Here is a 14,601-nt window from a genome sequence, read left to right as displayed (position 1 = left end):
GGTTTAATCTGCAAACAGATGCCATCTCTCGTTGGCCCACAGGTCTTGGATGATCGAGCCCACCCCCCGTCCCTCCAAGATCTGCATCCACCAGACCGCCCGTTCGGTTCTTGCGTTCCCCACAGGGCCGATGATCCCCCATCTCCTCGCCGCCACGTGATGCAAGCGGGGGAGATTCCGGAAAAATCGTCGGACATAAAACAAAATGACCCCCTTGGTGGGAAAACCAACCTGTTTGGTCTTCGCTCCTCGTCTTGGCGTTTCGAGCCATGCTTTGACCGCTTGCCAGATGACGGATGGGGTATATTGAACATACGGGAGGAGGAACGAAGGCAGCACACTCACGGTTTTGCGGCATTCTTGGCAGCGGTACCGCGCGATCCAAAGGCGATACTCCCCCTCTGCCGTCAACGCATAGCGTTGGTAATATCCGTGACGGTGCAAGGGGCGGCGGGATAGACAGTGGGGACATTGGTTTACATCAGGAAAATCGTTCTCTTTCCCACGATCCGTATACGTTTGAATGTCAATGCCAAAGTCGTGAAACTGGATCACACTTCCTCCCCCCCTTGAAACGAATGGCAATCTTCGTCCGAAACAATTCACAAAAAAATTAGCACATTCCTTCAGAAAAGGGGAGAGGGCTTTCTGAAGAAATGTGCAAAAAAATGCTTCTTTTATTCCAAAATAAAGTGATAATTTACAAGAAGCTTCAGGAGTGGGTTCTTCGCCAGATCGAACGCCTGGCCAAACGGACGAATCAACCCCTGTTCCTTTCGATTGATGATACCATTTGCCAAAAAACGAAGCCTTCGTCACGGGCAACGCACGCCATTCAAGGGTGTGACTGGCATTTCTCTCACAGCGATCATCAATTGGTCTGGGGGCATTCGCTTGTTTGGCTGATGGTGCACACCTTCACGCAAGCGTTTCCGTTCGCCTTTCGTCTGTATGACAAGACATCGGGAAGAAGCAAAATCGACCTGGCGATCGAGATGCTTTCCTCGCTCAAGAGGAAGCGGGCTCAGCCGGTGTATGTGCTCATGGATTCATGGTATCCGTCCCAAGCGCTCATCGAAGCCTGTCTGAAACAAGGATTCCATGTCATCGCCATGCTCAAGACGAACCGGATTCTCTACCCGAAAGGTATCGCCATCCAAGCGAAGGAGTTTGCCCGCTATATCGAGCCCAACGACACCCGCCTCGTCACGGTGGGGAACGAGCGCTATCGTGTCTACCGCTACGAAGGCGCGCTCAACGGTCTTGATGACGCGGTGGTGCTGCTGGCTTGGAAGGCGGATCAACCGATGACGCCGGATCATCTCCATGTCATATTGAGCACCGACCGGGAGCTGAGTGACGAAGACATCTTGCGTTACTATGCCCAGCGCTGGACGATCGAATGCTTTTTCCGGCAGGCAAAAGACCAGCTGAAGCTCGATGGGTACCGTGTTCGCCACGTTCGGGCGGTGAAACGGTATTGGGTCGTGGTGCTGTTAGCCTGCGTATACAGCATCGCGGAATCTCAACAAGACATCTCTTCCGGCCTGGAGCTTCTTCGGTCTCGGAAAGGGCACAGCGTCGTCGAGTTCATCTATGACGCCGCAAAGCAAGATATTCCCATTGATGTGATCAAAAAACAGCTCCATGTCGCCTAAGGGGTCCCCTGTTTGTCTCTTAGGGAATGGAAATTACTGTAATGAAAAATACTCATCTACAGTTCCATATATAATGTGTTAAAGCAGATGATAAAATCCCAATATAGCTGAATAAAATTCCTCACTTACAATAGAACTATAATGTCAATAAGAGGAGCAATGGTTCATGATCACGAGTTATGACGCATTCCTGAGAAGGGAAAGATCATGAAAGAACGAATACACGAGTATGGTCACCGATTCCATTTGCTTGTCACGGAGGAACGATGATTCTCCATGGTAGAATACGTAGTTACTCTTAATATGCCATATTCGGAGTTTTTGTTCCGCTTATTCGCTTATTAGAGGCGGAAATTGTCAAAAGACAGGAACGATCGATCCAAACGCTCATCAAAGTCCAAACTGCCGTATCGCAAGACGATCCATACGTTTTTACCGCGCAACCTTCGTTGGATGAGTGATGGATTCGAGAACTGCTTACGTTGTCGTGTATTGACCGAAAAGAAAATATCCTTTTTCTCTGCCCACCAAGGATTGGAAAGACACACCTGGTGATTTCGATTGGAATGGAGGCAATAGCAAGAGGATATCAAACGTATTTTGTTACCGCCCGTGATTTGGTCACTCAGTTAAGAAGAGGCAGTCAGAAAGTTGGAGAAAAAGCTTCCTGTCTTTGTGAAGCCAACTGTTCTCATGATCGATGAAATGGGGTACCTAAAACTGGATCCGAACAGCGCTCATTGCTTATTTCTAGTGATCACCCAGCGGTACGAGCATATCCCAACAAAAGCTCTGGGGAATGGGAAGAAATTGTGGGAGACTCGGGCGATGTTAGATCGATTGCTGCGTCATTCCATTACCTAAAGAGGGGAAAGCTATCGATTACAGGAAAAGAGGATCCAAAAAAGAAAAACAAAGGGTTCCATGAGATCTTTCTGGGGAATGTTAAACCGGCGATTTTGGGGAAAATATAATCAACCTTGACATACGAAGTGTGTGCCTACGAAAATCAACGTATTTTTCTAGTGTATAGACTTAAAAGGCTTTTTCTAAATTGTCCTTGCCTAAAATGGACTGTCGAACTCGGGGTACGGAAAATATGTAAAAACCTCTTCTCGGTACGGAAATTTTGTAAAAAGTGCTTTGCCGGTACGGGATTTTTGTAAAAAGTGCCTTGCTGGTACGGGATTTTTGTAAAAAGTACCTTGCTGGTACGGGATTTTTGTAAAAAGTGCCTTGCTGGTACGGGATTTTTGTAAAAAGTACCTTGCTGGTACGGGATTTTTGTAAAAAGTGCTTTGCTGGTACGGAAATTTTGTAAAAAGTCCTTGCTGGTACGGGATTTTTGTAAAAAGTGCTTTGCTGGTACGGAAATTTTGTAAAAAGTCCTTGCTGGTACGGGATTTTTGTAAAAAGTCCTTGCTGGTACGGGATTTTTGTAAAAAGTGCTTTGCTGGTACGGAAATTTTGTAAAAAGTGCTTTGCTGGTACGGGATTTTTGTAAAAAGAAGGGGATGGCTGGTACGGAAAATATGTAAAAACTACTTTCCACCTATTCCTCTCGCTCCTGTTTGTCATCTGGACATTGTCATTTGATTATTCGATTAATTTTTCTCTTGGATGTATTCGTACTTCTTCCCGTTTCTTTTTCATTTCATTACTACAAATATACTTTAAGTTTCTTTTGCTTGCCTCTATATTGAATTCCCTACCTAGGTGGCCATTATGTTATCTACCCAGTCTTCACTTTTGTCGAGCAGATTTGTTATTTTACAGGGAGAAATTCGATGAAATGGGTTAAAAAAAGGCAAAGGGTAAGATAGAATGATAATAGATAATCGATTTTGTTTTTTACTTTTCTTTCCTTTTACAATTAATATAACAGAAGGCCTTTTTGGTCCAGAAAAATGGTGAAAAATCATCGGTAAGGATGTATGGCGAAAACAGTCGTTGGCATTCTTGCCGATGTTTTTTATTTATCAACATTTTTGATGGAGGGATTATTTATGAATCAGTATTATGTCGTTCTTAGAACAAAAGAGAAAGACGAATTAATGGATGTCGTGGGGGCTTTGTCATTAGAGGAAGCATGGGCAATTGCCAGAATACGTTATGAAGAAAGAATGCGTGAGGGAGATAGTCTGTTTGTTTTTCCAGCGATAGGACCTCTTGCATTTGATGAGAATAATCGATTTGTTAGCAACAGCGGAGGGAATATGAAAATTATGATGAAGTTCTAAAGAAAACAAAGATGACTCCCGTTGAAGTGCAGTTCAACGGGGGTCATTTTTTTTCGTTTCTTTTCATGGTACCGAACAATAGATCCCCATGGCCATCGAATCAAATCTACATCTTCTTCATCATGATTGCATCGCATTCGCCACTGTTAGACGTAACGACTCATCTTATCGATGTTTAGAACAGATTTTATCAAAAACGGATCAATCAGTCCGATTTGCATTAAAACCGAAAGTTGAAACAGAAGATATTCAACTATTACAAAATGATTATCCGTTATATAAATTAGCTTTGGAACTTGGGGGTACAGAAACGCAAAAAGCCACTATACCGGTGGCAATAGTAAAAGCAAATGTTCTGGAACGTATCCAAATAGAATTAGACCAAATTAATGTTGTAGATGGAACAGGCAAGAATTAGAACAGTCACTTATTCTTTTAGGTAAGCGAGAATCTGATGATTGGATAGAAATAGATCTCTATCTTTTATTTAATGGGGATTTTGAATATATAAGTACAGGTATAGAAGACCCTTCGTTTAAACGTGAAACGATCATACACGCATGAAAAATCCTGTAGGGTGTACAGTTAAAACATGATGAATGCTTGAACAAAAAGTGTATTTATTTGCGGAAATCTATAGTTTTCATTAGCTTGGTATGGGATTTATGTAAAAACTATTATTTTGGTACGGGAATTTTGTAAAAGCTCAGTACGGGATTTAAGTAAAAACTGTGGTCTCAGTGCGGAATTTTTCTCGGTACGGGATTTATGTAAAAAGATTTGATTTAGTACGGGAAATATGTAAAAAAATAAAAATTACTATGATGAATGATTAACCGGTATCAATTTGATACTGGTTTTTTTATTATCAAATAATGTTATATCCATCCGAAAAATGTAATTTATTTTATTAAAAAATTTGGGTCAAATTAGGAGTCGGGATATAGTAATACTCGTCTGGATAGGTCATTCTTCTAAATTTTAGAACACTTGATCTGAAGCCATTTTTAAACTATTAGGTATATGAAGTTGTTCATACAGTTAACTGGGTAGGTTTTAATGTACCCAGTTAACCCTATGAATCTGTGGCTCAATGTTAAATATTTTAGCTTTTCGTTTGAGCCGAATGGAAAAAATGCACTTTTAAATCGTTCAATAAAAGAAAGGTTGCATGACGGCCAATACTATTTCGATAAGTGATGGGGCGGATGTATTTTAATTCGTATCTTTTATTTGTATCGTTCGACCGGGCATTGTAAAACTGCTGATAAGGCCATCGATTAAGTATAGATTGATCAAAATATCATGATAAATTTTGAATACATTCTTTTCAGAATCCGTAGCACATCTGAATTTATATGGCTATAAATTGCCACAAATATTCTGCAAAAGTTATTAAAATTTAGCACAAGCGAAGTTATAATGTTTAAAACAATCGGAGGTGATTTAAATGAAATTAATAGAAGCATTAGAACAGTTAAACAACGGAAAATCAATTGCAGAAGTTGCAGCTATGGCAGGAATAAATGAAAAAGACTTAGAAAGAAAACTGGCAAATGCAGCAATTGAATTTGATCAAGAAGAAAATGAATATAAATATAAAGGTATTGCACCAGAAGAATCATTGAGTAGAGATGTAAAAAGTAGAATCGTCGTTTTATTAGTTGATAAACCCTTTGTAAAAAAGAAACAAGAAAATCGAACGCCAATAAACGTTGAAGAGAATTTCGATTTGGAATATAAAATGTTCAAAGATTACTTAAAAGTAGATCATTCGTTGTTAAAAGAGAAGAAGACCTTTTTCTTAACAGAAAAAATGTATAACACAATAAAAAATCTAAGTATAGAAAAATCATTTAAAATAAATGCACTAGTAAATGTTTTGCTGCAAAGAGGGTTGGAATATTACAAGGTTGATTTAAAAGAAAAGGATGGCTGATGATTGGTAATAATCGTCACTTATGATTGCAGATTCTTTGCTCTTATTATTATATTTTGCAAAATAATTGTTGACTTTTCATCATAATCTGATAAAATACAAAACAAATGAATAACTTAATATACGACAAGGGAAAACCCCAAGCTTTACAGCGCTACCTATGCGTATATACACGCATAAGAAGTAGCGGTGTTTGGCTTGGGGTTTTTTGTATTTTAAGTTCAATTATTTTTATACGGAGGTAATAGATCATGAGCAAGACAAATATTTCAGCTAAATCTACTTTAATTGAGGCTTTTAATGAATATGAAAAAAGCCAGTTTTGGTCAAAAAACACTAGACGTACCTACCGTAAAAATGTAATTTACATGTCAGAATATATGTTAAACCAAGGGTTAAATCCAGTGCTTGAGAATATCGATTATGAATTTGTGAAGATATGGGAAAATGATCAACGAAAACAAGGCTATAGTCCGAGAACGATAAAACAACATCAGGCAACGATGCAATCTATGTTTACGCATTATAACCGGCTCGGAGTTATTAACGGAAATCCATTCGCAGCATTAAAAATCACAGATTCTAATAAACAAAAACATCATTCGAGAGCATTAAATATCATCGAATTATACCAAGTTTACAAAGCTGCGTTTGAGTTGCAAGAAAGAGGTGTTAATGTATTAGTTCCAACCCTAATAGATATGTTTACTGCTCTCAGAGTCACATCGCTCGAAAAACTAACCGTTCGTTCAGTCTCTACTACTATGAACGGTCTAGTTTATGAGTTCGATCCAAAAAAAGATCGAGTAAAAGAAGATAAACTTCTTGACCAATATCTAGAGGAAGGGGATAAACACACTGACAATTCGCCAAACAGCAAAAACAAAGACTTCTTTATTCCATTACCACCTAAGCTCATGAAATTACTCACCCAATATATTGAACACATGGAACCAAATGATGCATTGTTATACGGCTTGAGAGGAAAGCCGCTCATTAACAAGCAGATGAATTATATAATCGATAAAGTATGTGAACATTTGGGATGGATAAAAGTAGAATATGAACAACCAGAGAATAAGGAAAATCATAATCATGCAAAAGAGAAGGGAAGAAGAAACAAAATCATCCGTAAAACAGAGAAGTATTTCACACCGCACGGATTACGATACACTCTTTCTACATTGTTTCATGAAATGGGGGTCTCAGATGATGCCATCAGGTTTTTACTTGGCCATTCCAGGTATGAGCTTGGCGCTCTGCAGCATTATATTTTAAGCGATGCAAAGTATATTAAAGAAATTCGAGCGGCCCAAGTAATAATCGAAACTCTTTTTGAAACCACTATGGAACTTGAATCTAATTATAATATCACTCTAGATTTAGAAGAAATTTTTGATGAAATTCCTAAAGTTTATTCGAATCAATTGAAAAACAAAAATTACATCAATCTGTTTAAAGAACATCTCGTAAAGTATGCATTTGCTGCATTACAGCAAAAAATACTTAAAGAATCAGGGAATAATCATTCTGATTATTTTACATTTCAAGCACCAGAACTTTATAATCAGATTGCTATGGCGCAGCAAGGGTATTTTCCCCATGCTCCAATGCCTTATCAGCAAACTCATGGAATGCACTCAATGTCGTACGATCTCACGCATCCAGTGCCTTTGTATCCGCCAACTCATATTCACATGAAATAACTACCCGGCTAGGGTAGTTATTTCCGTACTAAGCAGGTTTTAAAATATGTTAAATGTTTCAATCGCTTTTTTCTTTTGCTCAAAGTCAACATGCGTGTATACTTGCGTCGTGACTAAACTTTCATGGCCGAGTAGTTCTTGTACGGTACGCAAATCAACATTTTCTTTATTTTCTTGTATCAACAAGGTAGCAAACGTATGCCGCAAATGATGGAGTGAGAACCGTTGAGGTGGCAGACCAGCTTTTTGTAAGATTTCTTTAAATATCTTATGTAAACCACGCGGATTCAGTTTTTTACCGTTTTTATTTAAAAATACCGGTTGGGAAGGATGGAGCTGATATTCTTCTAAACTTCCCATATAGCTCTTAATTAAAGGGACAACCATGGGATGAAGGGGGAGTAAGCGCTCTTTTTTTCCTTTCCCATATATGCGTATCGTGTTGTTCGATAAATCAATTTGTTCCCAAGTTAGTTCAACAATTTCAGATCTTCGCATACCCGTAGTGGCTAACAGTTTAAATAGAAGATGGTTTCGCATCGCCATTCGGCTATTGTCTTGCTCCAAAAAATGGAACAGCTTTCGTAGTTCAGACAAAGACATATAAGTCGGTAATTTGCTATCCGTTTTAGGAGTATCAATTCCGATCATAAAATCGCTGTCGATTAGATTTTCTTTGACACAGTATTTACTGAACGATTTCAAGCAAGAAATTCTCCGATAGACCGTTCTAGGTTTGACGTTTTCTTTTGTAATCTGATGCTGGATGAAGCGACGAACATGCGTTTTTGTAATGTCATGAAGTTGTACAGAATAACCGTGTTGAATTAAGAAGTTCTCGAAACATCTCAAATCATACGCATAACCATCAACGGTGTTAAGTGAATAGTTTTTTTCAATTTGCAAGTACAACACAAATTCATCAATGGCTTGTCGAAACAACATAAAAAACACCTCCAGTTGATAATCAACGACCGATGATAATCGATAAAAAAATAATGATAATTCGTTTAAAAAATGATAATTCGTAGACACAAAAAATTATGAGGAACTTAGGTTAACAAGTTCCGGATAATTGATTTTATGGGTACTTGAGGGAAGAAACCCTCAAATTTCGGGGAAATTGATAAGTTTACATAATATAAATTATAAGAAGTTATATAAACGTTTGTTTCGTTGACAAGTAATCTCGTGATAGTGAGACAGAAACAAAAAAATCTCCATCCGGCATGAACCGACTGTCCCGTTGCATACGCATGATAGCGAGCCTATCCCGGTTAAAGGAGTGCGCGATGATGACGAGAGCTCGTCCGTATTTGTTGACAAGGAGCGTTGTGCCGGAAAATCAAGAGTCGCCGATTTGGTTTTTGCACCGTTTGCGTTTCGTACCGGAACGGTATGTGTTTCGCCGCAATCATTTTCCGTATCCGCTGCGTCTTCCCGATCGTTTGACAGTTCGCGGGCTTGTTTCGTTTCCGCTGTCCCTTTCGCTTGCCGAGTTGAAAGCGATGCCAGCCAAGACGATCACAGCGGTGCTCGAGTGCGCAGGCAACCAGCGGGCGAAGTTCTCCCCTCCCCCATTTGGGGAGCAATGGGAAGGAGGCGCATTGAGCCAAGGGGCTTGGACGGGCGTGCCGCTTCGCGAAGTGCTGGCGCGGGCTGGGGTGCGGCCGGGAGCGGCCGAGGTTGTGTTTGTCGGTGCAGATGAGGGACTACGCCCCGATATGGACGGCGTATTTTCGTATGTGCGCAGCTTGCCGCTGGCCAAAGCGCTGCATCCGGATACGATGATTGCGTATGCGTACAACGGCGCCCCGCTTTCGCTTCAGCGCGGATATCCGCTCCGCCTGATCGTGCCCGGGTGGTACGGAATGGCGTCAGTCAAATGGCTCGCGCACATCATCGTCACCGATCACCCGTTTACCGGTCCGTTTCAATCCATCGACTATATGTATTATCCTCATCCGGATCGGGATGACGGCAAACGGCCGGTGACGACCATTCGCGTCAATTCGCTCATTCAGTTTCCGCTCGATCGCTCGATTCATCGGCGCGGTCCGCTAAAGGTGGAAGGCATTGCTTGGACAGGACGGGGCGTTATTACCCGTGTCGAGGTGAGCCTCGATGGCGGACGGACGTGGAGGGAAGCGAAAGTAAGCCGTGATGATCATGAACCGTATGCATGGGTGCATTGGCAATGGGAATGGAACGCCGACCGTCCAGGAGACTACGAAATTTTGGTGCGGGCGACTGATTCAGCGGGGCGAACGCAACCGCCGCATCCGCTTTGGAATCGGAAAGGATACGGCTATCACGCCATTTCGCGCGTGCGGGTGCAAATCACCTGACCAACATAAAAACGTGCAGGGTTTCTTGAATCACTTACAAGAAACACTGCACGTTATCCGCTGCGTGTCGATAGTCGCAGGGAGAGCATGTTCCCATCCTTTCTTCTAACTTTCCGTATCATGCAATATCGGTATGGCGATAGCGGACACCTTTATACCGAATGCGAACTGGCACGCCTTTTTCCTGGTTATATTTGATCAGCATCCGTTGGGCTTTTGAAAAGGCTTCCATCATTCCGGACGCCAAGATGGTCTCTTCCCACGAAACCGTCTTTCCTTGATCTGTGTAGAAGGAAAAGACATACTGTTTCATCCTCCTCACCTCCCCATATACATATTATAATTAAAGACTGTTTTTCCTAAACACAAAAACTGTTACAATTATGTTAACATTTTCTGCACCGCGTTGCTGTGAAAAAGCAGTTTCCGGGGCATTCCGGAAACTGCGGGTTGCCGTTGCCGGCCGTTCCGTTCCCAATGGTTCAAAAAGGAAACAACCGAAGAGGACAAACGGTAAATGGAGGAAATCCATGCCATTGAAAAGAGATGCATTTACAACAAAGAAAACCGGCATCAATCCCCAATGCCGGTTTGTTGCTTGTATTGTTTGACGGCTGCCGGGTAGTCGGCCTGAATGGCGTCTTTGTCCCGCCCAAGCCGCGCGCTTAGAAATTCAAGCACAGCGGCATCGTGGGCAAGGCCTGCCGCAAACTGCCGCTTCAGCCAGCGTTCGCCCGTGGCTTCTTCAGGAAACGTACGGGCCTCCCCCCCATCGGCATGCAAACTCCAACCTTGTTCCGTCCGGCGGCTCAACCACCATTGGCCGTGATGGTTCGTCCAAAACACCCCTTCCGCTTCGTCCCGTTTGTTCAGCTGGTTTTGTTCCGCATCGCCGTAAACCGGCAACAGCGGGAACGTCTCGACGACAAAGAGCGGGAATGTCGCATCATCGACAAAACAACCGGACGCTTTCGGATGGCCGCCGCCACCAAACTGCCGAGCGAATTCAGCGACGTTGACATCATCGTGAATGGTGCGAAAACCGATATGTTTCGTCCCCATATTGACCATCGCGATCAAGTCAAGGTGCGGGTATCGTTTTGATAAGGCGTTGCCAAGTTCCGACAAATGCCGTTCAGCGAATACAACACCGATGCAATAGTCGCCGAGTGAGCGTTGGACGAGCTGCTTTTGTTTTTGCCGGATGTAGCGCTGAATTTTCTTTTCCTCCATATCCAAAAGCAACTCTTCCGTTTCGGTCAAGGTGAACGGTTCGCCGGAGGAAAGCCGTTCGCTCATCGTCTCCCAAAAGCCGTCGAGTCCTAAAATCGTCAATAAATCATTAAGCCGCTTCGCCTGTAGATTTCCATTTTCTTCCCATTCCCATGTATCATATTGGCGGACGAGCTCGACAAATGTTGCTAGCGAGTCGCTTTGTGTCAGTTTTCCTTCACGGACGAGGTAATCGTAAAAGAGCGAGGTCGCGCACGTTTTTTTGCCGTTGTCATCGGTCGGTACGACCCAGCCCCACGGGTAGTTGTTGAAATGAAGCGCTGTTACGTGGTGGTCGACGACTTGCACATGGCCGCCACGCTTCGCCCGTTCGGCAAGCTGCTCTTCGACGTCCTTGCCGACGGCCAAGTCGGTGATAAACAGCATAGCGCTCTCTGCTTCTTCACTTTGCAGAAACTGAGCGACCCGCTCATCTAGATTCCGGTAGGAACAAAACGAAATGTTGACTTCCGTAAACGCCAGCTTTGCGAGCAACCCGCAGCCGATGCCGTCTAAATCGCTGTCGGTAAATAATTTGATCATCGCTTCCCATCCTTTTTATCACAAGCTTCTTTGCAGCCACATTTTCAAAAGCGGAAGCAGCCGGTCCGTCAGTTCACTGACATGCGGCACGAAGACGCGGAAACGACCGTAAATGTTTTCGATCGTCCGCCGCGTCGATTCGTCATCGGCGCCGCGCCCTAAAAAGAGGTTGACGACCTCGATGCCGCGACGGCGCGCGTCGGCGACCGCTTCATGCGTATCGATGATGCCGTTTTGTTCGTAGCCGTATGCGGCCGGCTCGCCATCGGAGAACACGAGCAACACTTTTTGCGCTTCCGGACGGCCAAGGAGCTGTTCCGTCATCCAGCGGATGGCCAATCCGTCGCGGTTGTCTTCGTGCGGCTCAAGCTGCATGATTGCCGGGCCGCTTGATGGCCCCAATGATCGGCGAAACGATACAGCCGTTTGCATGTAGTTGGGTTGCCAAGAGGCGGTTGCTTCGTTCGCATCTTCCCAAAATCCAACAATGGCATGCGGCACCCGCAACGTTTTCAGTGCCTCATGGCAAAGGACAAGACCGGTTTTCGTCTCTTCCATTTTGTCGTGCATCGAGGCGGAGCAGTCGACAAGCAATCCAAATACTGCATCAAACCGCCGCGCTGGCTCGCCTTTTTTGTAAAACAAGCGCGGCCGCTCATCGGTGAAAAACGGCACCAGCTGTTTGCGCAGCCGCCCGGCGGGCAAGTTTGTGCGCCAAGCGCTGCGCTGATGCTCAAGCCATTGCTCCATCACGCGCACGAGCCGTTTCCGGTACGGCGCCACCGCCGCCTGCTTGGCGCGGTACTGCTCGAGATGGAGCGGGCTTGGCGGTGGGGAAGGAAGAAGCACGAGCTCGGCTTGACGGTTCGCCTCGCCATACGGAGCGCCGCTTCTGGTGCGGGGATGATCGTCAAAGGAGGCGTGCGCTTCGAGGCCATATTCATTTCGATTCGTCGGTCGGGACGTTCCTTGAACGATGGCGAGCGCCTGGTCGCTGTCATCCCCCGGCCGCGCCCCGTCGCCAAGCATTCCGGTGCGGGTGCCGCGCTCAAGCTCGAAACGGAGAAAATTTCCGCCCGTTCGGCTCGTTTCCCGGTGCCAAGTCGGCATCACTTGCCGGTACACGTCACCGTTTGAGGAATCGTTCGATGTGTCGCGGTTTTCCAACGGATCGGTTCGCTTTAAGTCGTGAATCGTCATCTTCCGTTCGTCTTCCCCGTCGTCGACAATCGGCAGCGACGTATAGGTGTTCACCATATCATCGGGCAGCACGCTCTCCATCAGCGCAACAATCGTCAGCGTCCAGCGGGCTGTTTCCGCCGTCGATGAGACGTCATAAAATTGCGGCCATAGCGCTTCAAGGCGCGCTTGTCTCGCCTCATCTGCCATCGGAACAAGCGGGACATCATCAAGCGGCGAATCCGCGGTCAGCCGCAAATACATGGCCGCTAAAAATTGATCAGCCAAGGCGCACCGCGTTCGGTTTGCTTGCCATTGCTGGGTGAAATAGCGGCGGTATAGGCGGCGGCGCGCGCGAAACCATCGCTTCAAACCTGGCCGCTCCCGCTCACACACCGCTTCCAAACGGAGATCTTCAGCAAAGGAAAACAATTGTTTGGACAGTTTAGACAGCGGCTGCGCCTCCGCCGTTTGCCGGAAGGCGCGGACGGCACCCGCATCGGTATGCCGGCGCGTGCCGATCATTCGCAAGACCACATCGCTTTTCATCGCCTGCTCTTTGTCCGGCGACGGGTAGACACCCCAAAATTGGCTCACATATATCGTCTGCTTCGCTAGATGAACGCCGGAATGAGCGGCAAACTCCACCGTCCAGCCGCGGTCGCGGGCAAGCGTTTGGGCGAGATCGGAAAGCTCCATGACCAAAAACGAATCGATCGGCTGGTCGTTGAACATCATAAACCGTTCCATGTGCCGCCCCCTACTCGTCAAACCATGTTTCAGCGATGTTGCGCACCGCTGCCCGTTCCCGCTCGTCATCGAGCTTATCGATAATGCTTCGTTCAATTGCGCGCAATGGAGGCATATGCGCCGCCAAATCGCACGCATCGAGCAAGGCGCGCACCGAGGCGGCTTCTTCGGCAATTTGTCCGTTTCGCACTTGTGTAAGCAAATCGGCTGACAGACTAACGAAACGATCAATCAACGTTTCGTCCGTTAATGTAGTTTGCGCCAACAACACTGATTTTAACGTCGCTCCTTGCACGTATGGCACATCGATGACGACAAACCGGTTTTTTAACGCTTCATTGAGCGGCACGGTGCCGATGTAGCCTTCATTGATCGCCGCGATGACGCCAAACGTCGGCTTCGCCTGCACGACCTCGCCAGTGAGCGGGTTGGTGAGCCGACGCCGATAATCAAGCACACTGTTTAAAATCGGGAGCGTTTCTGGTTTGGCCATGTTGATTTCATCAATATATAATAAATGGCCGTTTGTCATCGCTTGAATGACCGGGCCGGGAACGTAATCGATCACCGCCTGGCCGCTGCGGTGCACAATCGTCTTAAACCCGAGCAGCGCTTCGGCGTCTAGGTCGACAGAACAGTTGATGCTATGCATGGGCTGCCCGAACAGTGCGGACAATGTTTCAGCAAGCCGCGTTTTGCCTGACCCGGTTGGGCCTTTTAAGAGCACGTTTTTTCCAAGCGCAAGCGCGACTGCCGCATCATGGATAATGGCCTCGTCTTCGGCCGTATACCCGCCGGACCCAATCAACGCCCGATCCGGATCGTGGCGGAACTGCTCTTTTCGTTTTTCCATTTCTTTTGTTACAACTAAGGGCCATGTCATCATTGGATGCCTTCCTCTCTGTTGCCATCTTCCCTCTTCATTCTACTAAATCACCTGTCAGGACGCAAAACAAACGAAATAAA

14 protein-coding genes and 1 pseudogene are annotated in these 14,601 nt (G+C 45.3%); 8 read left to right on the top strand and 7 right to left on the bottom strand.

The window, feature by feature from the left end:
* Positions 1-3: 3 nt before the first annotated feature.
* Positions 4-555: a DUF6431 domain-containing protein gene (locus GS3922_RS07925; RefSeq protein WP_063165897.1), complete on the bottom strand. Its 552-nt coding sequence runs from the start codon at positions 553-555 to the stop codon at positions 4-6.
* A 152-nt stretch (positions 556-707) separates the two neighbouring features.
* Between GS3922_RS07925 and GS3922_RS07920 the strand changes: the two are divergent.
* The 3 genes and pseudogenes from GS3922_RS07920 to GS3922_RS18485 all read left to right on the top strand — a co-directional run.
* Positions 708-1,658 (top strand): annotated as a pseudogene (locus tag GS3922_RS07920) (IS701 family transposase); the annotation flags it as partial.
* 482 nt (positions 1,659-2,140) lie between these two features.
* The gene (locus GS3922_RS18490; protein WP_413229272.1) at positions 2,141-2,362 is read left to right on the top strand and encodes an ATP-binding protein; all 222 of its coding nucleotides are present in this window, start codon (positions 2,141-2,143) and stop codon (positions 2,360-2,362) included.
* Positions 2,352-2,522 (top strand): P-loop NTPase family protein, encoded by a 171-nt coding sequence (locus GS3922_RS18485; protein ID WP_412728534.1) that lies wholly within the window; start codon positions 2,352-2,354, stop codon positions 2,520-2,522. The genes GS3922_RS18490 and GS3922_RS18485 overlap by 11 nt, the downstream gene beginning before the upstream one ends.
* Before the next feature lie 145 nt (positions 2,523-2,667).
* Here the strand turns inward: GS3922_RS18485 and GS3922_RS17600 are convergent, their stop codons facing one another.
* Positions 2,668-3,210, bottom strand: coding sequence for a hypothetical protein (locus tag GS3922_RS17600; RefSeq protein ID WP_143424846.1), 543 nt, complete (start codon positions 3,208-3,210; stop codon positions 2,668-2,670).
* 382 nt (positions 3,211-3,592) lie between these two features.
* Between GS3922_RS17600 and GS3922_RS07910 the strand changes: the two genes are divergently transcribed.
* The 4 genes from GS3922_RS07910 to GS3922_RS07900 all read left to right on the top strand — a co-directional run bounded on the left by GS3922_RS07910 (position 3,593) and on the right by GS3922_RS07900 (position 7,543).
* A complete protein-coding gene (locus tag GS3922_RS07910) occupies positions 3,593-3,898 on the top strand; it encodes a hypothetical protein (protein ID WP_225995632.1) in 306 nt (101 codons plus the stop codon).
* Positions 3,899-3,986: 88 nt separating this feature from the next.
* Entirely contained in the window at positions 3,987-4,316 is a 330-nt protein-coding gene (locus GS3922_RS17955; protein WP_174539024.1) for a hypothetical protein, read from the top strand.
* A gap of 1,032 nt (positions 4,317-5,348) precedes the next feature.
* Positions 5,349-5,837, top strand: a complete 489-nt coding sequence (locus GS3922_RS07905; protein ID WP_063165896.1) for a hypothetical protein — start codon at positions 5,349-5,351, stop codon at positions 5,835-5,837.
* Between the two features lie 251 nt (positions 5,838-6,088).
* Positions 6,089-7,543, top strand: a complete 1,455-nt coding sequence (locus tag GS3922_RS07900; protein WP_063165895.1) for a tyrosine-type recombinase/integrase — start codon at positions 6,089-6,091, stop codon at positions 7,541-7,543.
* Positions 7,544-7,582: 39 nt separating this feature from the next.
* Here the strand turns inward: GS3922_RS07900 and GS3922_RS07895 are convergent, their stop codons facing one another.
* On the bottom strand, positions 7,583-8,488 hold the full coding sequence (locus tag GS3922_RS07895; protein ID WP_033005840.1) for a tyrosine-type recombinase/integrase: 906 nt from the start codon (positions 8,486-8,488) through the stop codon (positions 7,583-7,585).
* Between the two features lie 347 nt (positions 8,489-8,835).
* Here GS3922_RS07895 and GS3922_RS07890 point away from each other — a divergent pair, with 347 nt between their 5' ends.
* Positions 8,836-9,891 (top strand): sulfite oxidase, encoded by a 1,056-nt coding sequence (locus GS3922_RS07890; protein WP_063165894.1) that lies wholly within the window; start codon positions 8,836-8,838, stop codon positions 9,889-9,891.
* A gap of 118 nt (positions 9,892-10,009) precedes the next feature.
* On the opposite strand, the gene GS3922_RS07885 is transcribed toward GS3922_RS07890, so the two are convergent.
* From GS3922_RS07885 to GS3922_RS07870, 4 genes are all read right to left on the bottom strand, one after another.
* Positions 10,010-10,204 carry a hypothetical protein gene (locus GS3922_RS07885; RefSeq protein WP_063165893.1) on the bottom strand — a complete coding sequence of 65 codons (195 nt, stop codon included), beginning with the start codon at positions 10,202-10,204 and terminating at the stop codon, positions 10,010-10,012.
* 260 nt (positions 10,205-10,464) lie between these two features.
* Positions 10,465-11,706, bottom strand: a complete 1,242-nt coding sequence (locus GS3922_RS07880) for a DHH family phosphoesterase (protein ID WP_063165892.1) — start codon at positions 11,704-11,706, stop codon at positions 10,465-10,467.
* 18 nt (positions 11,707-11,724) lie between these two features.
* Entirely contained in the window at positions 11,725-13,635 is a 1,911-nt protein-coding gene (locus GS3922_RS07875) for a vWA domain-containing protein (protein ID WP_063165891.1), read from the bottom strand.
* 10 nt (positions 13,636-13,645) lie between these two features.
* Positions 13,646-14,521 carry an AAA family ATPase gene (locus GS3922_RS07870; protein WP_063165890.1) on the bottom strand — a complete coding sequence of 292 codons (876 nt, stop codon included), beginning with the start codon at positions 14,519-14,521 and terminating at the stop codon, positions 13,646-13,648.
* Between the last annotated feature and the right edge of the window lie 80 nt (positions 14,522-14,601).

The sequence above is a fragment of the Geobacillus subterraneus genome, from assembly GCF_001618685.1.
Lineage (GTDB): Bacteria > Bacillota > Bacilli > Bacillales > Anoxybacillaceae > Geobacillus > Geobacillus subterraneus.
The sequence above is the reverse complement of the archived record's forward strand: the minus strand, read 5'-3'. Positions and strand labels throughout refer to the sequence as shown.

Coding starts and splice junctions, on each gene's coding strand:
- GS3922_RS18485 (WP_412728534.1), top strand. CDS start 2,352: ATGATCGATGAAATGGGGTACCTAAAACTGGATCCGAACAGCGCTCAT.
- GS3922_RS07910 (WP_225995632.1), top strand. CDS start 3,593: ATGGCGAAAACAGTCGTTGGCATTCTTGCCGATGTTTTTTATTTATCA.
- GS3922_RS17955 (WP_174539024.1), top strand. CDS start 3,987: ATGGCCATCGAATCAAATCTACATCTTCTTCATCATGATTGCATCGCA.
- GS3922_RS07905 (WP_063165896.1), top strand. CDS start 5,349: ATGAAATTAATAGAAGCATTAGAACAGTTAAACAACGGAAAATCAATT.
- GS3922_RS07900 (WP_063165895.1), top strand. CDS start 6,089: ATGAGCAAGACAAATATTTCAGCTAAATCTACTTTAATTGAGGCTTTT.
- GS3922_RS07895 (WP_033005840.1), bottom strand. CDS start 8,488: ATGTTGTTTCGACAAGCCATTGATGAATTTGTGTTGTACTTGCAAATT.
- GS3922_RS07890 (WP_063165894.1), top strand. CDS start 8,836: ATGATGACGAGAGCTCGTCCGTATTTGTTGACAAGGAGCGTTGTGCCG.
- GS3922_RS07885 (WP_063165893.1), bottom strand. CDS start 10,204: ATGAAACAGTATGTCTTTTCCTTCTACACAGATCAAGGAAAGACGGTT.
- GS3922_RS07880 (WP_063165892.1), bottom strand. CDS start 11,706: ATGATCAAATTATTTACCGACAGCGATTTAGACGGCATCGGCTGCGGG.
- GS3922_RS07875 (WP_063165891.1), bottom strand. CDS start 13,635: ATGGAACGGTTTATGATGTTCAACGACCAGCCGATCGATTCGTTTTTG.
- GS3922_RS07870 (WP_063165890.1), bottom strand. CDS start 14,521: ATGATGACATGGCCCTTAGTTGTAACAAAAGAAATGGAAAAACGAAAA.